This is a genomic window from Kitasatospora sp. NPDC042419 (assembly GCF_056437345.1).
In genome coordinates, this window is the sequence record NZ_JBWKAW010000029.1 from 39283 (window position 1) to 65564 (window position 26282).

The 26282-nt window shown below is 74.5% G+C and carries 18 protein-coding genes, 2 tRNA genes and 2 pseudogenes; 11 read left to right on the forward strand and 11 right to left on the reverse strand.

Going from position 1 to position 26282, the window contains the following annotated elements:
• Positions 1–252: 252 nt before the first annotated feature.
• Together AC067J_RS35500 and lepB are read left to right on the forward strand one after the other, a co-directional pair.
• On the forward strand, positions 253–615 hold the full coding sequence (locus tag AC067J_RS35500) for a chorismate mutase (protein ID WP_478306367.1): 363 nt from the start codon (positions 253–255) through the stop codon (positions 613–615).
• Positions 616–873: 258 nt separating this feature from the next.
• Entirely contained in the window at positions 874–1710 is an 837-nt protein-coding gene (gene lepB / locus AC067J_RS35505; protein ID WP_478306368.1) for a signal peptidase I, read from the forward strand.
• Here the strand turns inward: lepB and AC067J_RS35510 are convergent.
• From AC067J_RS35510 to AC067J_RS35520, 3 genes are all read right to left on the reverse strand, one after another.
• On the reverse strand, positions 1673–2836 hold the full coding sequence (locus AC067J_RS35510) for an EamA family transporter (RefSeq protein WP_478306370.1): 1164 nt from the start codon (positions 2834–2836) through the stop codon (positions 1673–1675). The two genes, lepB and AC067J_RS35510, sit on opposite strands and share 38 nt — an antisense overlap.
• A 204-nt stretch (positions 2837–3040) precedes the next feature.
• Positions 3041–5512: a transglycosylase domain-containing protein gene (locus AC067J_RS35515; protein WP_478306372.1), complete on the reverse strand. Its 2472-nt coding sequence runs from the start codon at positions 5510–5512 to the stop codon at positions 3041–3043.
• 279 nt (positions 5513–5791) lie between these two features.
• Positions 5792–5865: transfer RNA gene (locus AC067J_RS35520), tRNA-Lys, on the reverse strand.
• A 175-nt stretch (positions 5866–6040) separates the two neighbouring features.
• On the opposite strand from AC067J_RS35520, the pseudogene AC067J_RS35525 reads away from it, so the two are divergent.
• Both AC067J_RS35525 and AC067J_RS35530 read left to right on the forward strand, forming a co-directional pair.
• Positions 6041–6763 (forward strand): annotated as a pseudogene (locus AC067J_RS35525) (DUF998 domain-containing protein); the annotation flags it as partial.
• A gap of 293 nt (positions 6764–7056) precedes the next feature.
• Positions 7057–7962 (forward strand): alpha/beta fold hydrolase, encoded by a 906-nt coding sequence (locus AC067J_RS35530; protein WP_478306374.1) that lies wholly within the window; start codon positions 7057–7059, stop codon positions 7960–7962.
• Between the two features lie 36 nt (positions 7963–7998).
• Here AC067J_RS35530 and AC067J_RS35535 read toward each other — a convergent pair whose 3' ends face one another.
• The 5 genes from AC067J_RS35535 to AC067J_RS35555 form a co-directional block, all read right to left on the reverse strand.
• Complete coding sequence (locus AC067J_RS35535) at positions 7999–8709, reverse strand: GOLPH3/VPS74 family protein (protein WP_478306376.1); 711 nt, start codon at positions 8707–8709, stop codon at positions 7999–8001.
• Positions 8710–8971: 262 nt separating this feature from the next.
• Positions 8972–9045 (reverse strand) — tRNA-Lys (locus AC067J_RS35540).
• A gap of 119 nt (positions 9046–9164) precedes the next feature.
• A complete protein-coding gene (locus tag AC067J_RS35545; protein WP_478306378.1) occupies positions 9165–11414 on the reverse strand; it encodes a dipeptide ABC transporter ATP-binding protein in 2250 nt (749 codons plus the stop codon).
• A complete protein-coding gene (locus AC067J_RS35550; protein WP_478306379.1) occupies positions 11411–12394 on the reverse strand; it encodes an ABC transporter permease in 984 nt (327 codons plus the stop codon). The genes AC067J_RS35545 and AC067J_RS35550 overlap by 4 nt, the downstream gene beginning before the upstream one ends.
• Before the next feature lie 16 nt (positions 12395–12410).
• Complete coding sequence (locus AC067J_RS35555) at positions 12411–13391, reverse strand: ABC transporter permease (RefSeq protein WP_478306381.1); 981 nt, start codon at positions 13389–13391, stop codon at positions 12411–12413.
• Between the two features lie 359 nt (positions 13392–13750).
• On the opposite strand from AC067J_RS35555, the gene AC067J_RS35560 reads away from it, so the two are divergent.
• Positions 13751–15454, forward strand: coding sequence for an ABC transporter family substrate-binding protein (locus tag AC067J_RS35560; RefSeq protein WP_478306383.1), 1704 nt, complete (start codon positions 13751–13753; stop codon positions 15452–15454).
• A 578-nt stretch (positions 15455–16032) separates the two neighbouring features.
• Positions 16033–17226, forward strand: coding sequence for a low temperature requirement protein A (locus AC067J_RS35565; protein ID WP_478306385.1), 1194 nt, complete (start codon positions 16033–16035; stop codon positions 17224–17226).
• A 263-nt stretch (positions 17227–17489) separates the two neighbouring features.
• Here the strand turns inward: AC067J_RS35565 and AC067J_RS35570 are convergent.
• Positions 17490–18482 (reverse strand): annotated as a pseudogene (locus AC067J_RS35570) (LysR family transcriptional regulator); the annotation flags it as partial.
• A gap of 214 nt (positions 18483–18696) precedes the next feature.
• Between AC067J_RS35570 and AC067J_RS35575 the strand changes: the two are divergent.
• The 4 genes from AC067J_RS35575 to AC067J_RS35590 all read left to right on the forward strand — a co-directional run bounded on the left by AC067J_RS35575 (position 18697) and on the right by AC067J_RS35590 (position 23136).
• On the forward strand, positions 18697–18984 hold the full coding sequence (locus AC067J_RS35575; RefSeq protein ID WP_478306386.1) for a hypothetical protein: 288 nt from the start codon (positions 18697–18699) through the stop codon (positions 18982–18984).
• Positions 18985–19214: 230 nt separating this feature from the next.
• Positions 19215–19841 (forward strand): snapalysin, encoded by a 627-nt coding sequence (snpA, locus tag AC067J_RS35580; RefSeq protein WP_478306388.1) that lies wholly within the window; start codon positions 19215–19217, stop codon positions 19839–19841.
• Between the two features lie 337 nt (positions 19842–20178).
• Positions 20179–20838: a pentapeptide repeat-containing protein gene (locus AC067J_RS35585; protein ID WP_478306390.1), complete on the forward strand. Its 660-nt coding sequence runs from the start codon at positions 20179–20181 to the stop codon at positions 20836–20838.
• Positions 20839–21003: 165 nt separating this feature from the next.
• On the forward strand, positions 21004–23136 hold the full coding sequence (locus AC067J_RS35590; RefSeq protein ID WP_478306392.1) for a phosphocholine-specific phospholipase C: 2133 nt from the start codon (positions 21004–21006) through the stop codon (positions 23134–23136).
• A 50-nt stretch (positions 23137–23186) separates the two neighbouring features.
• Here the strand turns inward: AC067J_RS35590 and AC067J_RS35595 are convergent, their stop codons facing one another.
• A complete protein-coding gene (locus AC067J_RS35595; RefSeq protein WP_478306394.1) occupies positions 23187–23984 on the reverse strand; it encodes a phosphoribosyl-dephospho-CoA transferase MdcG domain-containing protein in 798 nt (265 codons plus the stop codon).
• Between the two features lie 216 nt (positions 23985–24200).
• Here AC067J_RS35595 and AC067J_RS35600 point away from each other — a divergent pair, with 216 nt between their 5' ends.
• On the forward strand, positions 24201–25160 hold the full coding sequence (locus tag AC067J_RS35600) for an SDR family oxidoreductase (RefSeq protein WP_478306396.1): 960 nt from the start codon (positions 24201–24203) through the stop codon (positions 25158–25160).
• On the opposite strand, the gene AC067J_RS35605 is transcribed toward AC067J_RS35600, so the two are convergent.
• Complete coding sequence (locus tag AC067J_RS35605; RefSeq protein ID WP_478306398.1) at positions 25151–26221, reverse strand: helix-turn-helix transcriptional regulator; 1071 nt, start codon at positions 26219–26221, stop codon at positions 25151–25153. The two genes, AC067J_RS35600 and AC067J_RS35605, sit on opposite strands and share 10 nt — an antisense overlap.
• Positions 26222–26282 lie beyond the last annotated feature (61 nt).

Below are 26282 nucleotides of genomic sequence, written 5' to 3' on the forward strand. Positions count from 1 at the left end.
GCTTGCCACAAGTGGCGCATCGGGCACTCGCGTCCGAAAATGCCTCGGCCGTCCGGGTGACGGGGCCGACGCGGGAGCGTGCCCCGCCAGCTCGGAGCGCCGCCGGGCGATCGTTCCGTGTGCCGTCCATATCGTGGACGGATAGGCCAAATGGTGCGGGCCCGTGCTGGGCTCCCTGTTAGATTTGCCCGGGCCCGAGCCCGGCCGCTGCAAGGTCGGGTGCCATTCCGAGAGAGCCGCGGAGCCGCCCCGATGACGGACCACCTCACGACCCCCGACGCCGGACTGCACGAGGGGATCGACGACGCCGTGCGGGCCGAGCTGACCAGCCTGCGCGAGAGCATCGACAACATCGACGCCGCGGTGGTCCACATGCTGGCCGAGCGTTTCAAGGCGACCCAGCGGGTCGGCCGGCTCAAGGCCGAGCACAAGCTCCCGCCGGCCGATCCGGCGCGTGAGCGGACCCAGATCAAGCGCCTGCGCGAGCTCGCCGCCGGCGCGCACCTGGACCCGGTGTTCGCGGAGAAGTTCCTCAACTTCATCATCGCCGAGGTCATCCGCCACCACGAGGCCATCGCCAGCGACACCGTGACCAGCGGGAACGACTCCGACTGAGGCCCGGCCCGGCCCGGCAGCGGACCGTACAGGGGACACACGGGGGACGCGCAGCGGACGTGGACGGGACGCGCAGAAGACTTCGCGGCGTGTCGGCGGATGCCGTTCCCGGGGCGGGCGCCCGCCCCGATCCCGCCCCGGATCCGCCTCGATCCCGCCCCGATCGATGTCGGGCGGGGGTAAACGCCCGATTTCGCCTCGCTCAGCGGGTGGCGTAGCGTGCAGGTTCCCCCGCAGCCGGAGAGTGGAGCAGCGACGATGGCGGTGAACCTGCCCGGTACGCACGGCGACGCCGGGGCCGCTCCCTCCGGGGCCGTCGGTTCCGGCGACGGCACGCACGGAGCCCACGGCACGCCCGGCACCCCCGAGGCTGCCGGTGCCCCGGTCGGCGGCCGGGCCGAGGCCCGCCGGGCACGGCGGGCGGCCGAGGGGCGCAGGACCCGGAAGGCCCGGCGGCAGCGTCCGTGGTGGGTCGAGATCCCGGCGATGGCGGCGGTGGGCCTGGTGGTCGCGCTGCTGATCAAGACCTGCCTGTTCCAGGTGTTCACCATCCCCTCCGGGTCGATGGAGAACACGCTGCGGATCGGCGACCGGGTCGGGGTGAACAAGCTCGCCCCGCTGACCGGCTGGGAGCCCGAGCCGGGCCAGCCGGTGGTGTTCAAGGACCCGGGCGACTGGCTGCCGCCGCAGCCGACCGGCGGGAACCCGATCGGCAACGCGCTGGGCTCCGCGCTCGGCTTCGTCGGGCTGATCCCGCCCAAGGACGACAACTACCTGGTCAAGCGGGTCATCGCGACGGGCGGGCAGACCGTCCAGTGCTCGGGCACCACGCTGACCGTCAACGGCGCGAAGGTGGACGAGCCGTACCTCCACCCCGGGGACGACTCCTGCGCCGGACTGGACTTCGGCCCGGTGACGGTGCCCCAGGGCTACGTCTGGGTCGAGGGCGACCACCGCAGCGACTCCGCCGACTCGCGCTACCACCAGCGCGGCCCCGGTGGAGGGGCCGTGCCGGTGGAGAACGTGGTCGGTCCGGTGTCGGCCGTCGTGTGGCCGCTCAACCACCTCGACTGGTTCGGCTGGGTCGGTCGCTGACCCCGGGCCGGTCGGGGTCCGCGCCCGCGTCGGCCCTTTCGGCCCCGGCCGCCCTGGCCAGCCGCTCGCCGAGTGCCGTCGCCCCCGCCGGAACCGCGCCCGCCCCCGCCGGAACACCCGTCCCCGGATCACCACCACCCGGACCCGGTCCCTTCGCGGCTGCGACCGCGACCGCGGCCGGAGCCGTCTCCGGCGCGGCGGCCGGCTTGCTCGCCTGGGCGGCGAAGGCGCCGGCCAGCACCAGCAGACCGCCGGCCACCTGCGGCAGTCCGAGGTGCTCGCCGAGCAGGATCCAGGCCAGCACGGTGGCGACGACGGCCTCCAGGTTGGCCACCACCCCGGCGATCGGGGGCGACAGGTGCCGGACGGCGATCACCCCGGTCAGGTACGCGAGCACGGTCGCGACCAGGACCATCCAGGCGGCCGGCACCAGCGCGGGAAGGGTGTGCCCGTTCATGACCACGTCCCCGCCGAGCAGGCCCCAGTCGGCCTCCCAGGGGCGGGTGAGGGCGGTGAGCACGATCGAGCCGATGAGCAGTCCGTACGCGCTGACCGCGATCGGGTCGACCGGGCGGTCGCCACGGCTGCCGGCGTCGGCCAGCACGAAGTAGCCCACCTGGCAGCAGGCCGCCCCGAGGGCGAACAGGACGCCGAGCGCGTCGAAGCTCAGGCCGTTCCACACCTCGACCACGCAGGCCAGCCCGGCGACGGCCACGCCGGCGCCGATCGCCGCGCCCCGGCTGATCGGCCGGCGCTGGACGAACCGCACGTAGCCGATGAGCAGCGGCGGGCCGAGGTACTCGATCAGCAGCGCCACGCCGACCGGGATCCGGGAGATCGCCGCGAAGTAGCAGGCCTGGACGCCGGCGACGGCGAGCAGGCCGAAGCCGAGGAGCAGGGCGGGCCGGCGGAGGACGGCGTCGCGGTGGCGGTAGGCGAGCGGCAGGAGGACGACGGCGGCGCCGGTGGCCCGGAGCCAGACCACGTGCAGCGGTGATAGCCCGGCTTCGATCAGCGGCTTGGCAGCGGTGCCGGAGCCGCCGAAGGCGATGGCGGAGACGAGGGCGAGGGTGAGGCCGAGGGTCCTGGCGGGGGAGCCGCCGAGCCGGGGCTTTGAGCTGTGCACCGACGAATTGTGACAGTTGTACCGGCGATTCGGTAAGGGGTCATTCCGTTATTCGGTCCTGCCGGAACCGTACGTGGCCGCAGGCCCGCCGCAAGCCGACGCAGGTCCACCGAGAGTCCACCGAGAGCCCACCGGCACGCACGGTGGACCCGCCGCTGCACCGTCCGAGCGGCCGCTCGGACGGCTTCGGACGGCTTCGGACGGCTACTGCGTCGCGCCGGCGCCCGCCAGGGCGTTCGCGCCGGCGTCCGCACCCGCCCCGCTGCCCGAGCCGCCCGAGCTGCCCGTGCCGCCGCCGGACCCGGACCCGGACCCGCCGGTGCCGCCCGTGGGCTGCGGCGCGGGCGTCGGTGCGGTGGTCGGCCCCGTCGTCGGCGCGGTGGTCGGCGCCGGGGTCCTGGTCGGACGGCCGGTCGGCTGGGGAGTCGCGGGCTGGCTGGGGGCCGTGGTCGCGCCGCCGGACCCGGCCCCGCCGGTGCCGCCCGAGGGCTGCGGCGCGGTGGTCGGCCCGCCGGTGGGCTCGGTGCTCGGCGTCGAGCCGGTGCCACCCGAGGTCCCCGACCCGCCGTTGGGGGTCGCTGCCGGGGACGGCGTGCCGGACGGCTTGGCCGACCCGTCCGGCCCGCCCGACGGCGAGGCGGAGGGAGCGGGGGAGCCCGCGGAGCCGCTGCGCGAGGAGGAGTCGTCGGCGCCCGCCGGAGCCGCGAAGTCGGTGACCGGCTGACCCTTCAGCGCGGCCTTCATGTAGTTGGTCCAGATCTGCGCGGGGTACTGGCCGCCCGCCGCGCCGTCGATCCCGCCGGTGCCGTTGAGGCTGACCTGCGCGCCGGTGGCCGGGTCCTGGCCGAACAGCGCCACCGAGGTCACCAGCTCCGGGGTGTAGCCGACGAACCAGACCGACTTGTGTTCGTCGGTGGTGCCGGTCTTGCCCGCGGCGGGCCGGCCGAGCGCCTTCGCCCGCCAGCCGGTGCCGCCCTGGTCGCTGACGACGCCCTCCAGCATCGAGGTGACCTCGCGCGCGGTCTGCTCGCTGACCGCCTGGGTCGCCTTGTGGGCCGGCAGCGGGAGCGCCTCGCCCTCGTGGTCGACCGACTGCACCAGCCAGGGGGTGATCTGCCTGCCGTCGTTGTCCAGCGTGGCGTACACGCCGGCCAGGTCGAGCACGCTCGGGGTGGCGGTGCCGAGCGGGATGGACGGCACCGGGTCGAGCTCCGGGGTGTTGGCGGGCAGGCCGAGCGCGATCGCGGTCTCCCGGACCTTCGACAGCCCGGTGTCCTGGGCGAGCTGGGCGAACGCCGAGTTCACCGACCAGTCGGTGGCCTGCTGGAGGGTGATCTGGCCGTAGCTCTTGTCGCCCTCGTTCGGCGGTGCGTACGCGGTGCCCTTCCCGCCGCGGACCTTTCGGCCGCTGGTGCCGTCGTAGACGGTGCGCGGGGTGACGGTCTGGCCGGACTGCGTCTTGGCGTCGTTCTCCAGCGCCGCGGCCAGTGCGATGGCCTTGAAGGTGGAGCCCGCCTGGTAGTCCCGCCGGGTCGCGTTGTCGATGTAGTGCTTGGTGTAGTCGACGCCGCCGTACAGGGCGACCACGGCGCCGGTCTTCGGGTCGACGGAGACGGCGCCGGGCTGGACGGCGGCGTCCTTCTTCCGCTTCTCCGGGTCGAGGGTGTCGTGCAGCTGGGCCTGGACCGCGTCCTGGAGGGCCTGCTGGCGCGCCGGGTCGACGGTCAGCTTGACGGTGTAGCCGCCCCTGGCCAGTTCGGACTCGGTGATGATCTGGTTGGCGGTGAGGTACTCGGTCGCGGCGTTGACCAGGTAGCCGGCCTGGCCGGAGAGGCCGAGCTGCGCCTGCGGGTCCCTGACCTCGGGGAAGGTCGTGGCGGCCCGCTCCTCGGGGGAGAGCCAGCCCTCCTTCACCATGCCGTCCAGCACGTAGTTCCAGCGGTTGACGGCGTTCTGCTTGCCCGCCGGGGTGGCGGTGGCGACGTCGTAGGCGCTCGGGGCGTTCAGCAGGGCGGCCAGGTAGGCGCCCTGGGCCGCGTCGAGTGCGGAGGCGTCGACGCCGAAGTACTGCTGGGCGGCCGCCTGGATGCCGTACGCGCCGCGCCCGTAGTACGAGGTGTTGAGGTAGCTGGAGAGGATCTCGTCCTTGCTCTCGGTGGCGTCCACCTTGATCGCGATGAAGAGTTCCTTCACCTTGCGGGTGACCGACTGCTTCTGGCTCAGGTACGTGTTCTTCACGTACTGCTGGGTGATGGTGGACCCGCCCTGGGTGCCCTCGCCCTTGGCGGTGTTGACGGCGGCGCGGACCAGGCCGGGTATGTTGACGGCGCCCTCGTGGTAGAAGTTCCGGTCCTCGGCGGCCAGGGTGGCGTGCTGCGCGGCGGGGGAGACCTTGTCGAGGCCGACGTTCTGCCGGTTGGTCTGGCCGGTCCGGGCGATCACCGAGCCGTCCTGGTAGAGCCAGGTGTTGCTCTGGAGGGTCGCGGCGGCGTGCGCGTCCGGCACCTTCACCAGGGTGATGCCGAGGGCGAACAGGCCGACGCCGAGCAGCAGGGCGGTGGCGAGGCCCGCCAGCGTCATCCGCCAGGTGGGGAGCAGCCGGCGCCAGCCGGTGCGCTTGGGGCGGCGGGCCTTGCGACCGCTCCGTCCGGTGCCCGGCCCGGCGTTCCGTTTCATGGTGCTCTGCGTGCCGCTCTGGGCGTTTCGGGACAAAGCGGCGGCCTTTCCTGCGGGCGGGCGGCTGGGCGGGCGGCGCGTGCCGGCCGGCTCAGACGGGATCGTCGGCGGTCGGGGACCTTTGTCCCTTTTCCGGTTGTACAGCCCAAAACGCGTCCAACGTGCCGGTTGGATCCGTTGTGGCGGCAAGCGAGACCGACATCACACGCAAATCGGACGTCGATGGGCAGCGAAAAGCCGGAGAGCCCCTCGCGATGGCGAGAGGCTCCCCGGTGTCTGTGCGCCGCCAGGGACTCGAACCCCGGACCCGCTGATTAAGAGTCAGCTGCTCTAACCAACTGAGCTAGCGGCGCCTGCTGACGGAGAAAACAATACACGGTCCCGGGGGGTGTCTCGAACCGCGTGCGCGGCGGCCGGCCCGGACCTGTCCGTTTCCGCCCGGTTGGGGAGGAGTTTGCCGCCGGTTAGGGTGGAACCGTGCCCAGCTCCCACCCCGGCCGCCGGAAGGCTCGGCTCACCGTCGCGGCCCTGCTGCTGCTCAGCGCGGTGGCCTACACCGCGTGGGTCCTGGAGGTGGTGGTCAGCACCGGCCTCGACCCGGTCCAGGCGTACATCAGCGAGCTCGCCGCCGAGGACCAGCCGCTGGGCGGCCTGTTCCGGGCCACCGACCTGGTCGCCGGGCTCGCCGTGCTGGCGGCCGCCGTCCTCGCACTGTTCACCTTCCACGGGTTGCCGCACCGCACCGGCTCCCCGCGGACGCCGTCCCCTGGGACGCGTTCCCGGCGGACGCCGTCCACGCGGCAGCCCTCCGCCCGTACGGCGCCGTCCCGCCGGCCCTGGGCGGCGACCGGCTGGGCGGCGCTCGCCCTCTTCGGGGCCGCCACCGCCGCCGACTCCAGGCTGCCGCTCAGCTGCGCGCCGACCAGCGACGAGATGTGCGCGGCCCGCGAGACGGCCGGCCTGGTCCCGGCCACCCACACCGCGCACGCCGTGACCAGCAGCCTGGCCATGGTCGGCGCACTCGTCGGCCTGACCGCCCTCACCGTCGCCGCCCACCGCTACCGCTGGTGGCCGCCGGTCCGCCGGTTCGGGCTGTGGGTGCTGGGCGCCGAGCTGATCGCCACCGGCTGGAGCCTGACCGCGATCGCCGCCTTCGAGGCGGGCCACGGCACCTGGGCACTGGGTGCGGGCCAGCGGCTCCAGGTGCTGCTGGTCGCGGTCTGGCTCGGGCTGCTCGCGGTCTCGGTCGCACTCCCGGACGGCGAGCTCCGCACGGACCGGCCCGCCGCCGGCGAGCCTGCCGCGAGCTTCGCCGCCCGCAAGCCCACCCCGACAGCCTTCCCGGCAGGCCCCCCGGCCGACAGCCCGCCGGACTCCCCGGCCGAGACCCCGGCCGAGACCCCGCCAGGCACACCGTCCGCCGCCCCCACCGCCACCCCCGCCTCCACCGGCACCGCCACCCCCGCCCCCACCGGCACCGGTACCCGGTCCGGGCGGGGCGCCGACGCCGGGTGCCCGGCCCCGCGCGAGGGGAGGGAACCGGTATGACCGACCCCGAGGGGCGGCCCGGCGCCCGGCGACCCCGGGGGGCCGGCGACACCGCGGCCTTCCTGCGCGTCGACGGCGTCCCCCTGCACGTCCGCGTCGAGGGCCGGGGTCCGGTCTGCCTGCTCACCGGCGGGCTCGGCAGCAGCTGGTTCGACTGGGACCTGGTCGTCCCCTTCCTCGCCCCGTACCGCACCGTGGTCCGCTTCGACCGCCCCGGCTACGGCCTGAGCGCCCCCGAGCCCGCGAGCCGGCCGCTTCCGACGGCCGGGCGGGAGGCGCGCCGGATCCGTGCGGTGCTGGACGCGCTCGGGCTGGACGGGCCCTGCACGGTGGCCGGCCACTCGCTGGCCGGGTTCCACGTCGAGGCCTTCGCCCGGCTGTACCCGGAACGGACCGCCGGGCTGGTGCTGCTGGACGCGAGCGTCGAACCGGACCCGCGGCCGCGTCCGGCTCCGGCGCTGCGGGACCTGGCGGCGCGCACGGCTGCCGGCGCGGCCACCGCCGTCGCGGTGCCGTACCTGTTCGGGCCGGCCGCGCGCCGGATGGTGGCCAGGGCCTCGACGGTCCGCCGGGAGGACCTCGCCCCGGTGTCACTGGTCCGGCACTGCTACCGGACCGGACGCTCCCTGCGCGCGCTGCTCCGGGAGAACACCCACTACCTGGACATGGCCGCCGAGCTGGCCGGACTGCGCCGCACCGCACCGCTGCCGGACGGTCTGCCGGTCACCGTGCTCGCCGCCGACGACGGGCTCCGCAGCCGCCGGACTGAGGAGTGGCTGGCCGCCCAGCACGAGCTGGCCGCGCTGCTCGGGGCCGACTTCCGCACCACCGCCCCGGCCGGGCACCTGCTGATGTTCGACCGCCCGGACGCCGTGGCCTCGGCCGTCCTGGAGACCCGCTGACCCGGCCCGCGCCGCGAACCCCGCTCCAGCGGGTGCTCAGCCCCCGCTGGAGTTGTCCGCGTCGACGAGCCGACGGACGGCGCGGGCCACCGGCAGCTCCTTGACCAGCCGCCGCACGGTCTTGCGGACCTGGGCGTTCTCCGGCCCGGGGAAGAGCCGCCGGTCCAGCCGGCCCGCCCCGATCAGCCCCGCGATCTGCCGGTCCCGTTCGTCCGCCGCGCCGGTGCCAGTGCCTGTGCCGGATCCGCCCCCGCCCCTGCTGTCGCCAGCGGTCTCCAGGCGGGCCAGGGCGGCGGTGATCCGGTCGGCGATCTCCTGCCCGGCGGTGGCCGGCACCGGCAGGTGGGCGCGGTAGGGGACGAGGAGGAGCCTCCGGCGCTCGACGGTCAGCGCGCCCTCGGCGACCAGCCGAGCGCGGAAGTGTTCGACCGACTCCTTGCGGGGCACCTGGCGCAGGACGTGGTCCAGCCCGAGCCGGTGCCGCCGCTTGCCCGCCTCCCCCAGCCGGGTCAGCACTCCGGCGGTGATCTCGTCGGACGCGCCCAGCGGCTGGAAGGCGGTGATCCGCCGGTCCTCGACGGTGACCCCGCCGGCCAGCAGCAGGTCGGTGAGGACGCCGCCCGCGAGGACCCGGTGGAAGGCGGCGGACGAGACCCGCAGCGTGCCCTGCGTCGGGTCGGTGCAGAGCAGCACCAGTTCCTCGGGTGTCGAGCGCAGGCCGCGCGGGCCGGAGTCGAGCGGAGCCATGGCGACAGCACCTCCGGTGGGGCCGTGCGAACGGGTGTCGCACGGCGGGGACAGCGGTCCCCAAGCTATCCGCTGCGACGGCGCGGGCGTGCCGGAATTCGGACACCGGGATCCGGACACCGTGATCCGAACGCGGCCCGAACACGACACGACCGAACGACACGACGAATGGCACGGCCCGAACGACACCGGAGCCGGGGGGTGCGGTGCCCGGAAACGCCGGAAGGCCCTTCGCTCTCGCGAAGGGCCTTCCGGCTGTCTGTGCGCCGCCAGGGACTCGAACCCCGGACCCGCTGATTAAGAGTCAGCTGCTCTAACCAACTGAGCTAGCGGCGCCTGCTGACCCGGAAGACATTACACGCAGTCGGCCCGATCCGCCGAATCGCCACCGACCTGTCACCCACCGTGATCGACGGGGAGGGGTGGGGCGCCCCGGCCCGGACCGCCGAACCGGCCTACCCCTCCGGGAAGTGGCAGGCCGCCCGGTGGTCGGCGCCCGGCGCGGGCCCGGTCAGCGCAGGGGCCTCGGTCTCGCAGCGGGCCCGCGCGGCCGCGTCGCCGAGCGCGGCGTGGACGGTGCAGCGGGTGCGGAACGGGCAGCCGGTGCGCCGGGCGGTGGGGGAGGGCGGGTCGCCGGCGAGCAGGATGCGCGACCGGGCCCGTTCGGCGGCCGGGTCCGGCAGCGGTACGGCGGAGAGCAGTGCGCGGGTGTAGGGGTGGCGCGGGCGGTCGAAGACGGCGGTGACCTCGCCCTCCTCGACCGTCCGCCCGAGGTACATGACGCTGACCCGGTCGGCGAGGTGCCGGATCACCGAGAGGTCGTGCGAGACGAAGAGGTAGGAGAGGCCCAGCTCCGCCTTGAGCGCCTGGAGCAGGTTGAGCACGCCGGCCTGGATGGAGACGTCCAGGGCGGAGACCGGCTCGTCGAGCACCAGCAGCTTCGGCCGGACGGCCAGCGCGCGGGCGATCGAGATCCGCTGCCGCTGCCCGCCCGAGAACTGGTGCGGGTAGCGGACGGCGTGGGCGGGGTCGAGGCCCACCTGGCGGAGCAGTTCGGGGACCCTGCGGGCGATCTCGTCCTTGGCGGCCCGCTGGGCGCGCAGCGGTTCGGCCACGATGTCGCCGACCGGCATCCGCGGGTCGAGGCTGGCCATCGGGTCCTGGAAGACGATCTGCAGCCGGGAGCGCATCCGTTGGGCCTCGGCCCGGGAGAGCCCGGCGGTGTCGCGGCCGAGCAGCTCGATCCGGCCGGACTCGGGGGCGGCGAGGCGCAGCAGCTCGAACAGGGTGGTGGACTTGCCCGAGCCGGACTCGCCGACCAGGCCGAGCGTCTCGCCCTCCCGGATCGACAGGTCGACGCCGTCCACCGCGTGCACCGAGCCGATCCGGCGTTTGAACACGGAGCCCTTGAGCAGCGGGAAGATCTTGGTGAGCCCGGCGACGTCGAGGACCGGGGCGCGTTCCTCCCGGGGTTCCGCGCCGGTCGCCGGCGGGGGGAAGGCGGGCACCGGGTAGACCTCGGATGGTGCGGGTCGCCGCTCGGCCAGCTCGCCCGCGCGGACACAGGCGGCGAGGTGCCCCTCAGCACCACCGGCCCCCTCAGCACCACTGGCCCCCTCGGTACCAATGGCCCCCTCGGTACCACCGGCCCCGTCGGCTCCGCCGGTCCCCCCGGCCGAGGCGACCCGGCCGACCCCCGCCGCCCGGTCCGCTCCCGCCGCCCCGTCCGCCCCCGCCAGCGGCGGCTCCGCCGTCCGGCAGCGGTCCTCGGCCAGCGGGCAGCGCACGGCGAACGGGCAGCCGGCCGGCAGCTCGGCCATCGGCGCGGGCGTGCCGGGTATCGGCACCAGCGGCCCGCCGCGCCCGTCCAGCCGGGGCACCGCACCGATCAGGCCGAGCGTGTACGGGTGGCGGGGTGCGGCGAACAGTTCGTCGACGCCGGCCGTCTCGACCACCCGGCCCGCGTACATGACCGCGACCCGGTCGGCCATCCCGGCGATCACGCCGAGGTCGTGGCTGACCAGGACCAGTGCGGCGCCGGTCTCGCGCTGGGCGGTGCGCAGCACGTCGAGGACCTGGGCCTGGATGGTGACGTCGAGGGCGGTGGTGGGTTCGTCGGCGAGCAGGACGTCGGGGTCGTTGGCGATGGCCATCGCGATCATCGCGCGCTGCCGCATGCCGCCGGAGAACTCGTGCGGGAAGCTGTCGAGGGCGCGGTCGGGCGCGGGTATGCCGACCAGGTCGAGCAGTTCGGCGGCCCGCCTGCGGGCGGCGGCCCGGTCGAGGGGCTGGTGGATGCGGAGCGCCTCGACGATCTGGTCGCCGATCCGGTAGACGGGGGTGAAGGCGGAGAGCGGGTCCTGGAAGACCATGGCGATCCGCCGGCCGCGGACGGCGGCGAGCTCCCGTCCGGGCAGGCCGACCAGTTCGCGTCCGTCCAGCCGGACCGAGCCCCGGACGCGGGCGGTGCCGGGCAGCAGGCCGAGCACGGCCAGGGCGGTGACGGACTTTCCGGAGCCGGACTCGCCGACGATGCCGAGGGTCTCGCCGCGCCGCAGGGTGAGGTCGACGCCGCGGACGGCGGGGACGGGGGCGCTGCCGCGCGGGCCGGTGAAGTCGACGTGGAGGTCCCGGACGGCCAGCAGCGGCTCGCCGGCCGCGGGCGCGGGCGCGCCGGACGGCGGGGTCTCGACGGTGGTGGTCACGTGCGGGCCTGCTTCCTGCGGTCGGAGCGCCGGGGCCGCCGGGGGCGCCGGGCGGCCTCGGAGGTCGGGTCGAGGGCGTCGCGCAGTCCGTCCCCGATCAGGTTGACGGCCAGGACGAAGAGCACCAGCAGCCCGGCCGCGAAGTAGAAGAGCCAGGGGAAGACGGGCGCCTCGCTGGTGCCGGCGGCGAGCAGGGTGCCGAGCGAGACGTCGGGCGCCTTGACGCCGAAGCCGAAGTAGGAGAGCGCCGTCTCGCTCATCACGGCGCCGCCGACCGCGATGGTGGCGTCGATGATGAGGAAGGAGGCGACGTTCGGGAGGATGTGCCGGGTGATGATCCGCAGCGGTTGGACGCCCATGAACTGCGCGGCGCGGACGAACTCCCGCTCGCGCAGGGAGATGGTCATCGAGCGGATCACCCGGGCGGTGATCATCCAGTTGAACAGGGCGAGCAGCAGGACGAAGGCGAGCCAGCCGGCGCCCTTCAGCCGGGGCGAGATGATCGTGATGACGAGGAAGGCCGGGAAGACCAGCATCAGGTCGACCAGGAACATCAGGACCCGGTCGGCCCAGCCCCCGAAGTAGCCTGCGCAGGCACCGACCAGGGAGGCCAGCACGGTCGAGAAGAGCGCGACCAGCAGGCCGATGACGAGCGACTTCTGCAGGCCGCGGACGGTCTGCGCGAAGACGTCCTGACCGACCCCGTTGGTGCCGAACCAGTGGGTGCCGGAGGGTGGTTGGCGCAGCGCGGTGTAGTCGGGGGCGGCGTAGTCAAAGGGGGTGAGGTACTGGCCGCCGAAGGCGAGGGCGAACAGCAGCAGGACGACGACGGCGCCGGCCACCGCCCAGCGGGCGGCGAGCAGGCGGGCGAGGACGAGCCGGCCGCGGCCGGTCACCTCGGGGAGTGCGGCGGCGGTGGCGGGTGGGACGGGCCCGGCGGGCGGGGCGGGCTCGACGGGTTCGGCTGTCGCGGCGGTCACAGGGGCTCTCCTCCGGTCAGGACCGCACGCGCGGGTCGAGGGCGGCGTGCAGGGTGTCGGCGAGGAAGCCGGAGGCGAGCACCACGACGGCGGCGAACAGGTTGACCGCGACGACCGCGTTGACGTCCTGTTCGTTGATGGACTGGATGAACCACTCGCCCATGCCGTGCCAGCCGAAGATGGTCTCGGTGAAGGCGGCGCCGGTGAAGATGGCGAGGAAGCTGTAGGCGAACATCGTCGACATCGGGATGACCGCGGTCCGCAGCCCGTGCCTGAGCAGCGCGCGGTTGCGGGTGAGGCCCTTGGCCTCGGCGGTGCGCAGGTAGTCGGAGCCGAGCACGTCGAGCATGGTGCCGCGCTGGTAGCGGCTGTAGGTGGCGAGGCCGCCGAGTGCCAGCGAGAGGGTGGGCAGCAGCAGGTGCAGCGCCCAGTCGGCGAGGTGGGCGCCGATCCCGCCGGTGAGTCCGGGGGTCTCGTAGCCGGTGAACGGGACGACCTCGTGGCCGACGGCGTCCTTGGCGGCGATGGCCCCGTTCTTGAGGAAGAGGGCGACCAGGAACACCGGGGTGGAGAGCAGCACGAAGGAGACGAGGGTGAGCAGCCGGTCGGAGATCCGGTACTGGCGGACCGCGCTCCAGGCTCCGGCGGCGACGCCGAGCACCATGCCGAGCAGGCTGCCGATCAGCAGCAGTCGCAGGGAGACCCAGACCCGGCGGCGGAAGTCGTCGATCACCGGGGTGTCGTGGATGGTGCGCCCGAGGTCGCCGTGGAGCAGGTCGCCGGCCCACCGGCCGAACCGCTCGACGACCGGGGTGTGGTCGTTCAGGTTGAGGTCGTCGAGCTGGCGTTCCACCGAGGCGGCGGCCGGGCGCGGCACCCGGGCCTCGAAGTAGGTGCGCGGCTGGAGCGCGGTGGCGGAGAGCGCGTACGCCAGGAAGACGGCGGCCGCCAGCAGGAGCGCGTAGTAGGCGAGCCGCTTCGTCAGGTAGCGGAGCATCAACGGCCGCCCGGGGTGGGGGCGGGGCCGACGCGTCTGGTGGGCATCGGTGGGTGGCCTTCGGTCGGTGGGCCGGGGTGCGGCCCGGGGGTGGGGGTGGGGGCGGTCGTCGGGGCGGGACTTGACGGTGGTCAGGAAACCGCAGGTCAGAGTGTTGCACCGGCGCGCGGCCGGGGTGTTGCGGCGGTGTTGCGTCGTGTTTCGTTTGAGTCAGGTGTGAACGATGCCCCCTGGTACTGGTTCTGATCGGCTGTTACGTTCGCTCCGCCGGCACCGACTTGGCTGCCCACGCTCAAGCCTCGCCACACCTCGCGACGCTCAACTCTCACCACTAGCCGGACATCACGGGGGGAACCCTCATGGACGCTCTCGCCACGCCAGCACGCCGACTCGGCCGCGTTGCCGTACTCGCCCTCGCCGTCGCCCTCGCCGCCACCGCGTGCAGCTCGGGCGGCGGCTCGGCCGACACCGCGGTCAAGAGCGAGGCGCCGGGACAGGGTTCCATCGACATCAACGCCAAGCCGGTGGACCAGGTCCGCGACGGCGGCGAGGTCCGGTTCCCGCTCTACCAGTGGATCACCCAGTGGAACCCGTTCCAGGTGGACGGCAGGTACGGCGACGCGGTCGAGATCATGCGGGCCCTGGAGCCGAACCTGTTCACCACGGACGAGTCCGGCACCTTCAAGCCCTCGCCGGACTACCTGCTGGACGCCAAGGTCACCTCGACCTCCCCGCAGGTGGTCACCTACAAGCTCAACCCGAAGGCGAAGTGGTCCGACGGCAAGCCGCTGAGCCACCTGGACTTCAAGGCCGACTGGGAGGCCAGCAACGGCAAGAAGGACGGCTACAACATCGCCGACTCCTCGGGCTACGAGCAGATCTCCGCCGTCGAGCAGGGCGCGGACCCGTCCGAGGTCAAGGTGACCTTCTCGGAGCCGTACGCGGACTGGCAGAACCTCTTCCGCCCGCTGATCCCGGCCGCCGGGATCGCCACCGCGGACGACTTCAACAAGGGCTGGGTGGACAAGATCCCGATCACCGCCGGCGCGTTGAAGATCGGCACGGCGGACAAGACGGCGCAGACCATCACGCTGGTCCCGGATCCGGCCTGGTGGGGCGCCAAGCCCAAGGCGGAGAAGATCACCTTCCGGGTGATGTCGCAGTCGGCGACCACCCAGTCCTTCCTCAACAACGAGATCGACAGCGCCGCGGCCGGCACCGCCACCGCGTACGGGCAGCTCAAGGACGCCAAGGACACGGTGATCCGGGCGGCCAGCCCGTGGGACGAGGTGCACATCTCCTTCGGCGGCGGCGGTCCGCTGGCGGACGTGAAGGTCCGGCAGGCGCTCGGCAAGGCGCTGGACCGCAGCTCGCTGATCAAGATCGCCAACAACGGCGTCCCGGTGGAGTTCAAGCCGCTCGGCAACCACATCTTCATGCCCAACCAGACCGGCTACCAGGACAACTCGGGCGAGTGGGCCAAGTTCGACGTGCCCGCGGCGAAGAAGCTGCTCGACGAGGCGGGGTGGAAGGAGGCCGGCAGCGGCCAGCCGCGCACCAAGGACGGCCAGTCGCTGACCCTCCACTGGGTGGTCAACGAGGCCACCACGCAGGCCCAGCTCGACCTCGCCACCGCCGCCCAGGCGATGTGGCTGGCGGCCGGCGTCAAGGTGGAGCTGGACAAGGTCGCGTCGAACGACTTCTTCACCAAGTACGTCAACCCGGGCAAGTTCGACATCGCCAGCTGGCGCAACACCGACTCGTTCCCGCTCTCCAGCAGCCTGCTGAACTTCCGGCTGCCGCAGGGGGACAACGTCTTCGGGAACTACTCCAAGCTCGGCACCGAGGAGATCGACGGGCTGCTGAAGAAGGCGGCCGGCACGATCGACCCGGTGGAGGCCGCGAAGCTCTACAACCAGGCGGACGCCAGGATCTGGGAGCTCGGCCACACCGTCGAGCTGTACCAGCGGCCGACCGTGCTGGCGACCCGCAAGGGCCTGGCCAACTACGGCGCCTTCGGGCTGGCGAGCCTGGACTACAGCAAGGTCGGCTGGGAGAAGTAGTCCCCGGGGCCGCGGTCGGGGCCGCCGTCGGTCGGCCGCGGTCGGCACGGGCGGCGCAGGCGGTGCGGAGGGCGCGGCGCGCGCGTGCCGCCCGGAAGGCGCGTACCGCACGGCGGGCACTGGCGAGCAGCGCGGTGATCACGAGGCCGGTGGTGCGGACACGGGAGGACCGGCTGTGCCGCCCCCGCTGTCCCGCCACCGGCCTTGACCTTCCGCGATGCCCGCAGGCCGCCCCTGTCGTGGGTCCGCCCGGACCCGCCCGCTTCCAACCGGGGAAGAATCTAGCGGGGCGATCCGGGCCGCCGTGCCGTACGGCGCGGGCGCGCCCGGAAACCCGCCGTGCTGTCACCCGGTTCGCGCACCGGAGCGTCAACTCTCGCTGACGACACGGCAAATCGGACCTATCCGGCGCAATCGCGGGCCCCGGCGGACGGGGTTCCGGAGCGGGCTCCCGGGACGGACGGCGGTGCCGCCGACCGCCGTACGGCGGCCGCGCCGGTGCGTGCGTGCCGCCCGGGCCGCTGCCAGGATGCGGCGGGTACAGCCCCGCCCGCCCGTCCGGAGCCCGGAGACCGCCGATGACCAGCGATTCCGCCGCAGCACCCCGCCCGCACCACGTCGACCGGCACCCGGTGCGCCGGATGGTCCCGCGCAGCCGGGACGAACCGCACCGGGTCGCCACCCCGCTGGAGCTCTTCTTCGACCTCTGTTTCGTGGTCGCGGTCGGCCAGGCCGGCCGGGAGCTCGCCCACGACCTCGCCGCGGGCCACTGGGGCGACGGCCTGACCGGCTACGTCTTCGCCTTCTTCGCGATCTGGTGGGCCTGGATGAACTTCACCTGGTTCGCCTCCGCCTACGACTGCGACGACGTCCCGTACCGGATCACCACGCTGGTCCAGATCGCCGGCGTGCTGATCCTCGCGGCCGGCGTGCCCCGGATGTTCGCCGACCAGGACCTGACGCTCTCGGTCATCGGGTACGTGGTGATGCGGCTGGCCATGGTGACCCAGTGGCTGCGTGCGGCGGCCAGCGAGGAGGGCCCGGCACGCGGCGTGGCGCTGCGGTACGCCGCCGGGATCACGCTCTGCCAGGTCGCCTGGGTCGTGATGCTGGTGCTGCCGGACGGGGCCCGCGCGGTGCTGATCCCGCTCGGCATCGTGGCCGAGCTGTCCGTGCCGGTGGTCGCCGAACTGCGGATGCAGACGACCTGGCACCCGCACCACATCGCCGAGCGGTACGGCCTGTTCACCCTGATCGTGCTCGGCGAGACGGTGGCCGCGGCGACCATCGCGGTGCAGTCCGCCGTGGACGAGCACGAGGGGCTGGCCCGGCTGCTGCCGGTCGCCGCCGGCGGACTGCTGATCTGCTTCTCGGCCTGGTGGATCTACTTCGCCCGGTCGGTGCACGAGCACCTGCGCAGCAACCGGCAGGCCTTCCTCTGGGGGTACGGCCACTACCTGGTGTTCGGCTCGGCGGCCGCGATCGGCGCCGGTCTGGAGGTGGCGGTCGAATCGGCCGTGCACAAGGCGCACATCTCCGAGACGGCCGCCACCGCGACGGTGACCGTGCCGACCGCGGTCTACCTGTTCACCGTCTGGCTGCTGCACTCCCGGCACGTCAAGACCGGGGCGGCTCAGCTGTTGCTGCTGCCGGTCGCCTCGGTCGCGGTGCTCGCCTGCACGGCGGCGGGCTCGGCCGGGGTCCTGGCGGCCGGTCTGGTGAGCGCGGCCACCGTGGCGGTCGGGGTGGCGATGCACGCCCGGGAGGGCTGAGCGGTTGCCGGACGGCGCGGGGGAGGCGCCTCGGTCGGCGGGGGTGACGGGTCGCGGGGCGGTCGGGGGGACTCCCGGGGGGACTCCCGCGGCCGCCCGTCGCGGGGGTGCACCTCGCGCCCCGCGGCGGGAAGGGGGCCGGTGGACGGCAGGTCGGCGGGAGACGGGTCGGCGGTCGGCAGGTCTGCGGAGGACGGGTCGGCGGAGGACGGGTCGGCGGGCACCTGGTCGGAGGGCAGGCCCAGCAGGCCGCGGTGGATCCCGTCGTGCCCGGCGAGCCAGGTCCGGTACGCCGGACTGGCCTGCGCCAGGTCGAGGTAGACCGCCCGCAGCTCCCCGAACAGCGCCTCGCGGGCCGGCACGCCGAGTGCGCGCGGCCGCCAGACGAGCAGCAGCCGGACGGCCAGCGGGTCGCCGTGCAGCCGTCGCACGACGGTGCCGGGCCCGGGGACGGAGGTCGGCTGGCAGGGGCGGACGGCCTCTCCGGAGGCGACCAGCTCGGCGGCGGTGGTGTTGTCGCGGACCTGGACCACCCGCGGGTTGAGTCCGGCGCCGCGGAACACCCGGCGCATCGCCGCGTACTCGTGGTCCGCCGTCGGGTCCACCATCCAGGTGTCCTCGGCGAGGTCGGCCAGCCGGACCACCGGCCGGGCTGCCGCCGGGTGGCCGGCGGCGAGCGCGACGAACTGGGGCTCACGGGCCATCAGCACGCGGTGTTCGGCGTCCGGCGGCAGCCGCAGCGGGAAGCCCTCGCTCTCGTGCACGAAGGCGACGTCCAGCTGGTCGGCGGCGATCATCCGGAGCAGCGCGTTGGCGGAGATGTCGATCTGGATGGTGGTGTCGGTCTCCGGCAGCCGTTCGTGCACCCGGCGCAGCCAGGCGGCCACCGCCCGGCTGCCGACGCTGCCGATCCGCAGCCGCCGGGCGCGCTCGCTGCCGGCCGTCTCCCGGGCCTCCTGGCGGGCGGCGGCGACCAGCGCGGCCATCTCGGCGATCACCGGCCTGGCCCGGGACAGCACCGAGTGGCCGAGCGCGGTGGGCCGGCTGCCGGTCTGCTCCCGGGTGAACAGCGTTCCGCCGACGGCCCGTTCGATGCGGTGCAGCTGGGTGGTGAGCGACGGCTGGGTCATGCCGAGCTGCAGCGCGGCCTTGCGGAGGCTGCCGGTGTCGGCGATGGCGCACAGCACCCGGAGGTGTCTCACGTCGAGCTCCACATCGGGAGCGTAACGGTCGAAACCGTCTGACGCCAGGGACATGACAGGCTGTCGGGTCGGCAGGGGCGCCGGAGCCGGGCGGCGGTCCCGGCGTCCGGTCCGCGCCCGGCGGGTGATTGGTCCGTGCTATCGCCGGTTGACATCATCCGCCGGGCCGTCGGCCTGGCCGAAGCTCTGGGGGCAGCAAAGCATTCATCCGATGCCCGCGGCCCGGCCCCCACCGGACCACGGCGCTTCCGCGAATCGGAGCCCCCACATGGATCGCCTCCTGCGCACGCTCTCCACCGTGCCCGACCCGGTGCCGGCCGCCGACCCGGTGCCGGCCGCCGGCCCGGGCACCCCGCCCGGTACGGCGGACGCCCTCGCGACCGCCGCCGCGGCCCCCGTGGCCGGCGCCGTCCCGCGCCGCACCCCGGGCGCGGCCGCGCCGCGCAGCGAGCCGAGGTCCGGTGGCGGCTCCCGCCCGTCCCGCACCGACCCGTACCCGAGGGGCGCCGGCCGCGGCCGCGTCGACCCCCTCCGGCGGCACGGCCTGGCCGGCTGACCCGGCCTCCTGACGGCCCCCGGCGCGGCCCACCGGACGGCCCCCTCCGGCCGGTCGGCGTGACGGGCGGCACGCACCACCCCGGTACCGCCCGCACCACCCCGGTACCGCCCCCGGCACCACCCGGAACCCCGGTACCGCCCGCACCACCGGTACCGCCTGCACTGCCTGCACCACCGGTGCCACGTACACCCCCACCACCCCTCCACCCGTGAACGGGAGCCCCCCACATGAACCGTGTCTCGCGCACCTTCTCGGCCGCCGTCGGCCTGGCGCTCGCCGCCGGCCTGGCCGCCCTGCCCACCACGGCCACCGCCGCGCCCGCCCAGGGCTACACGGCCACCGCCGCGCGCACGAACTCGGTCGCCGAGGACGCCGACAACAAGGCGTTCTACGAGGCCGTCATGAAGTCCGCCCGCGCCAAGCAGGCCGCCAACCCGTACCTGCTGGCCGTCACCGTGACCTACGACGCCAGCAGCGCGCCGACCTTCCGCAACCAGATAGCCCAGAGCGCGCAGATCTGGAACAGCTCGGTCACCAACGTGCAGCTGCGGTCGGGTTCGGCCGCCGACTTCCGCTACTACGAGGGCAACGACTCCCGCGGCTCGTACGCGAGCACCGACGGCCACGGGCGCGGCTACATCTTCCTCGACTACGCGCAGAACCGTCAGTACAGCTCGCTGCGCGTCGTCGCGCACGAGACCGGGCACGTGCTCGGCCTGCCGGACCACTACTCGGGCCCGTGCAGCGAGCTGATGTCCGGTGGCGGCCCCGGCACCTCCTGCACCAACCCCAACCCGAACAGCACCGAGCGCAGCCGCGTCAACAGCCTGTGGCGGAACGGCCTGGCGGGCTGACGCCCCCTCGCACCGCACCGGACGGCCCGGCCGCTGGACCCCAGCGGCCGGGCCGGTCCGTGCGCGTGCCCGCCCATGACGGCGAACACGAGCAGGGCCGGCGGTGGGCGCCCCACCGTGCCACCGCCGCGCCCGCTCGCCGGCACCCGTCCGCCCGGAACCGCACCCGCCCACCGGGCCCGCACCACGCCGCGCCGACCGCCCGCACCGCGCCGACCGCTCGCACCACGCCGCGCCGCCCGCACCGCGCCGCCCGCGCGGGCCGCCCGGACCTGTCGGTGCCGCGTGCGAGCATGCGGGCGAGAGCCGTCTGCCGCCGACCGCGAGGTGCCCCGCCATGCCGAAGCCCGCCCCCGACCGCCTGGAAGACCTGCCGTACGCCGACCTGCTGCGCCCGCACACCGGGCCGCTGCGCAGCGACGCGCGCTACGACACCGTCCACTTCGACGGCGGCGAGTACACGGACCAGCGGGCCTCCGGCGCGACCTTCCTGGAGTGCGCCTTCACCGGCGTCGCGCTGAGCAGGGTCAAGCTCCGGCAGGCCCGGTTCAACGAGGCCTGGGTGCAGGCCGGCCGCTGGGTGGCCTGCGACCTCGCCGACAGCGAGTGGCAGGACGCCACCGTCACCGGCGGCGTCCTGGCCGGCGTCACCGCGCACGGCTCGGCGCTGCGCCGGGTGGTGTTCCGCGGCTGCAAGCTGGAGGCGGTCAACCTGCGCGCCGCCGTCCTGCGCGACGTCGTCTTCGAGGACTGCCTGCTGCGCGACGTGGACTTCGGGGACGCGAGGCTCACCGACGTCGCCTTCCCCGGCTCCACCCTGGAGGAGGTCCGGCTGCGCGGCGCCGCCCTCGGCCAGGTGGACCTGCGCGGTGCCGCCGCCCTGGGCCTGCCGGACGGCCACCAGGGCCTGCGCGGCGCCCTGATCAGCTCGGTCCAACTGATGGAGCTGGCGCCCCAGTTCGCCCAGGCCCTGGGAATCACCGTGAAGGACGGCTGAGGCCGCCGTTCAGCTCCCGGTCGTTCGGTGACGGCCGGGAGAACAGTCCGCCAACCCTGCCGCGCGGCCCTGGTGGGGCCGTTCGCGGCGGGTGGAGGATGCTGCGCGATCGAGTCGGCCCGACTTGTGTGCACAACATCGCCAGTGAAGGGACGGGCTGGGCTGATGGCCGAGCTGAGCCGTAGGAAGTTCGTGACACTGTCCGGCGCCGCCGCCGCGGGGCTCGCCGCGGCAGGAGCCGGTACCACCGGGGCCGGGGCGGCACCCGCCGCCGACGCCCCGACCGGCGTACCCGCGGGCGTACCCGCCGGTGCACCCTCCGGTGTTCCCGCCGCCGTGCGGGCGGCGGCGCTGTCGCAGACCGGCACCCTCGCCGACGCGCGGCACATCGTCATCCTGATGCAGGAGAACCGCAGCTTCGACCACTACTTCGGCACCCTGCGCGGTGTGCGCGGCTTCGCCGACCGCTCCGCGATCCAGATCGCCGGCGGCTACTCCGTCTTCAACCAGCCCAACGGCCTCGGCCGCCAGTACCCGTGGCAGTTCAGCCTCACCAAGCCGGCCGGCGGCGCCGACCCGCAGCGCCTCGCGCAGTGCAACGGGGACCTCGCGCACGGCTGGAGCGACCAGCACAAGGCCTGGAACGGCGGGAAGATGGACTCCTGGGTCGCCGCCAAGGGCAACGTCCGCCCGCTGGGCTTCCTGACCCGCCAGGACATCCCGTTCCACTACGCGCTCGCCGACAACTGGACCGTCTGCGACGCCTACTTCTGCTCGGCGCTGAGCGCCACCGGGCCCAACCGCACCTACCACTGGTCCGGCCAGATCGACCCGGCCGGCGTCGCGGGCGGCCCGGCGTACGACGGCGGCGACGAGAAGGGCCTGCGCTGGCAGACCTACGCCGAGGCGCTGGAGAACGCCGGCGTCAGCTGGCGGGTCTACCAGAACGCCGCCGACAACTACGGCGACAACGCGTTGGGTTACTTCACCCGGTTCACCTCCGCCCCGGCCGGCAGCCCGCTCGCCGTCAAGGGCATGGGCTCCGTCCCCAAGGTCACCGGGCGGACGCCGGACGACATCGTCGCCGCGATCAAGGCCGACGTGCTGGCCGGCACCCTCCCGCAGGTCTCCTGGATCGTCCCCAACCAGGAGGTCTCCGAGCACCCGTATGCCACCCCGGCCGACGGCGCGCACTTCGTCCACAAGGTGATCGACGCGCTCGGCGCGAACCCGGACGTCTTCGACTCCACCGTCCTCTTCCTCAACTACGACGAGAACGACGGCTTCTTCGACCACGTCCCGCCACCCGCGGCCCCGGCCGACACCCCGGGAGAGTTCCTCAAGGGCACCAACATCGGCCTCGGCTTCCGCGTCCCGCTGATCGCGATCTCGCCGTGGACCCGGGGCGGTTGGGTCTCCTCCGAGGTCTTCGACCACACCTCGGTGCTGCGCTTCCTGGAGAGGTGGACCAGCGCCATCGGCAAGCCCGCCGCCTGCGTCAACATCAGCGACTGGCGGCGGCGCGTCTGCGGCGACCTCACCGGCGTCTTCGACTTCGCCAACCCGGTCTACGGCCTGCCGGCACTTCCCGACACGGCCGGCGCGGTGGTCGGCATGTCCAACTGCGGCCCGCTGCCCAACCCGGCGCCGGTCGACAACAGGCTGCCCGCCCAGGAGATCGGCGTCCGCCCGGCCCGCGCCCTGCCGTACCAGCCGAACGCCAACCTGGACCGGCTGGAGTACGGCTCCGGCGGCACCATCAAGGTCTGGCTGAAGATGGCGAACGACGGCGCCGCCGTCCGGACGGCCCACTTCGCCGCGTACGCCAACGCCCACCGCGGCGGCGGGCCTTGGCAGTACACCGTCGACGCGGGCGGCAGCCAGAGCGACTTCTTCAACTGCGGCAGCGGCTACGGCGGGGGCCAGTACGACCTGAGCGTGGTCGGCCCCAACCGCTTCCTGCGCCGTTTCAAGGGCGACGCCACCAAGGCGGGCAAGAACGCGGCCGTGACCGCCTCGTACGCGGTCGAGCCCGGCACCGGCAAGCTGGCCCTCTACTTCAAGCTGGCCAACTCCGGCAGCACGCCGATGACCTTCACCATCACATCCAACCACTACCGCGTCGACGGCCCCTGGACGTACCAGGTCCCGGCCGGCGGCAGCGTCACCGACCACTTCAACGCCGCGGCCTACACCGACGGCTGGTACGACTTCACGGTGACGGTGGACGCGGACGGCACCTGGTCCCAGCGCTTCATCGGCCACCTGGAGACCGGCGCCCCCAGCATCAGCGGCTGAGCCTGAGCCGCCCGGCCGTCGCGGGCGGCACCGCGCGGGCGGCGCGGGTGTCACAGGCCCCGGGGGAACCACGGGTCGCGGACCTCCCGGGGCCCGTCCGGGGTCAGCAGGGTCACCGTCGGCGGCGCGGCCGCGTACTCGGCCAGCAGCACCGCGCCGTACCTGGTCTCCAACTCCGCCTGGACCGGCACCCGCAGCCGGCTCAGCGCCCGCCGCAGCTGCAGCGCGTCCCGCCGACTGACCGGCTGCGGGGCGCGCAGCACCAGCCGCAGCGGGCTCAGCGGTCCGGCCACCGGCTCGCCGCTGCCCAGTTCGTAGCCGACCGCGCCGATCGGCCCCCAGGCCAGCCGGTGGTCCGACACCAGCTGCCCGGCCAGGGCCAGCACCGCGAGTGCCGGCACCGCCGCCGACCGCTCCGGCGGCAGCAGCCCGATCCGGCCGGGCAGTTGCTCGGGGCGGAGCGTGCGGGCCACCGCCGCCCGGGGCGCCAGCGCGTCCAGCCGTTGCCCGCGCTCCGGGCCGCGCACCGTCACCGGCAGCCAGGTCTCGGGCGCGGCGGACGCGTCCCGGGTGCAGCGCACCGGGTACGGGGTGTCCACCGGGGAGCCCGCCACGACGGGCGCCCGGCCGACGGTCACCCACGGATGGGCCCGCAGCACCTGCCGCGCCCAGTCCGGCAGCCCGCCGCCGCCGAGCGGGCGCAGCGAGCTCGGGCACTGCACCAGCAGCAGGTCGTGGACGCCGGGCAGCCGTCCGTCCAGCGCGGCCAGCGGCCCGACCAGGCGGCGCGGCCCGCCGTGCGGCTCCTCACTCGGACGGTGGACACCGGTGTGGGCGGCGACGGTCACGGCGGGCTCCTGGGGTGGGATCGGGACCGGCTGACGGGTCCCACCCTTCTCCCGGTCCGTCGCGGCGGATACGGCCTTTCGACGCTCCTGCCCGGGACCAACGACCCCACCGCCCCGCACCGCCCGGGCCGGTGGCCGGCCCGGGCCGGAGGACAGGACGGGAAGGCCGGAAAAGGGTGACGTGTTCTGTCACTTTTGGCCTGGACGATGGATCGCATGAATCGGGAAACCACCACTCCTCAGGTCGGCCCGGACGGCCCGCTCGCCGGTCGGATCGCGCTCGTGGCCGGGGCCACCCGCGGCGCGGGGCGCGCACTCGCCGTCGAGCTCGGCCGCGCCGGCGCCACCGTCTACGTCACCGGACGCACCACCCGCACCCGGCTCAGCGAGGTCGGCCGGAGCACGGAGACCATCGAGGAGACCGCGGAGCTCGTCGCGGCGGCCGGCGGTACGGGGATCGCCGTCCCCACCGACCACCTCGACGAGGGCCGGGTCCGTGCCCTCGCCGAGCGGATCGACCGTGAACAGGGACGCCTCGACATCCTCGTCAACGACCTGTGGGGCGGCGAACACCTGCTCGTCCGTTCCGTCTTCGGCAGGAAGAGCTGGGAGACGCCGCTCGCCGACGGCCTGCGCATCCTGGAGCTCGGGGCCCGCTCGCACGTGATCACGGCGGCACTCCTGCTCCCGCTGCTGATCCGCTCCGACGCGCCGCTGCACGTGGAGGTCACCGACGGCACGGCGGTCTCCAACCGCCGCTACCGCGAGAACATGTACTACGACCTCGCCAAGAACGCCCCGATCCGCCTCGCCTTCGGGCTGGGCCAGGAACTGGCGGAGTACGGGGGCACGGCGGTGGCGGTCTCGCCGGGCTTCCTGCGCTCGGAGCAGATGCTCGCCCACTTCGGGGTCGGCGAGGAGAACTGGCGCGACGCCGTCGCGCAGGAACCGGCCTTCGCGATCGCCGAGTCGCCGCACTACCTCGCGCGCACGGTCGCGGCGCTGGCCGCCGACCCGGACCGGGCCGCCCGCTGGAACGGCAGGTCCACCTCCAGCGGCGAGCTCGCCAGGGCCTACGGCGTACGGGACGTGGACGGCAGCCGGCCCGACGCCTGGGCCTACTTCGAGGACGTCACCTACGGCGGGAAGGACGGCTCACCCGAGGACTACCGCTGATCCCCGGGCTCCTCCGCCCCGTACAGGGCGGCCAGGGCCGACGCGCGCCCGCGGAAGCGGGCGCGCAGGCCCGCCGGGGCCAGCACCTCCGCCTCCGCGCCCAGCCTGGACAGCTGGTCGAACGCGACCTCGTCCGACTCCGCCGGCACGTCGAGCGTGACCCGCCCGGCGGCGTCCGGCGCGGTCGCCGAGGCGAGCGCCTCCTCGACCGCCGCCTCGTCCACCACGGCGGGCAGGCGCCGCAGGCCCTCCCCGGTCAGCCGCACCGTGACACGCGTGCGCAGCAGCGCCCGGGCGAACCCGGCCGAGTGCGCCTCCCAGTGCGCCGCCAGGTCGAAGGCCGGGTCGCGGACGAACGGCTCGTCCGCGCCCGGTGCGGGGGCCAGCGCCGTGACGCGGTCGACACGGTAGGTCCGCCAGGCGCCGCCGCGGCCACGGCCGGCCGCCTCGCCCGCCCCACCCGCCTCGCCCGGCTCACCCGGGACACGGCCCACCAGGTACCAGACGCCCGCTTTCAGGACGACCCCGTACGGCTCCACCACGCGGGTCACCGCCGAGGGCGGGGCGCCGTCCCCGCCCGGCCGCGCGTACGCCAGCTCCACGGTCCGGTCGGACCACACCGCCCGGGCCAGCTCCGGCAGCAGCCGCGGTGCCTCCGGTTCGCGGAACCAGGCCGGGGCGTCGAGGTGGAAGCGGCGCACCGACGACTCGGCCGCCGCGCGCACCGACGGCAGCAGGGTGGCCGTCAGCTTCAGCCTGGCCGCGCTCGCCGCGTCCGACAGCCCGAGGTCCCGCAGGGCCGTGGGCAGGCCGGACAGGAAGAGGGTCTCCGCCTCGGTGGGGTGCAGCGTGGTGAGCCGGGTGCGGTAGCCCGGCGGCAGGCGGTAGCCGCCCGCCCGGCCGCGCTCCGAACGGACCGGGACACCCGCCTCCTGCAGGGCCTGGGCGTCGCGGATCACCGTCCGCTCGGAGACCTCCAGCTCCCGGGCGAGCGCGGCGGCGGTCACGCCGGGGTTCGACTGGACGAGGAAGGCCATGCGGATCAGGCGGGCGGCACGCATGCGTCAATGATCGCCAGTCGGGCGAACGGCCGCGGGACCGGCTCCGCCCGGCCGCAGCGGA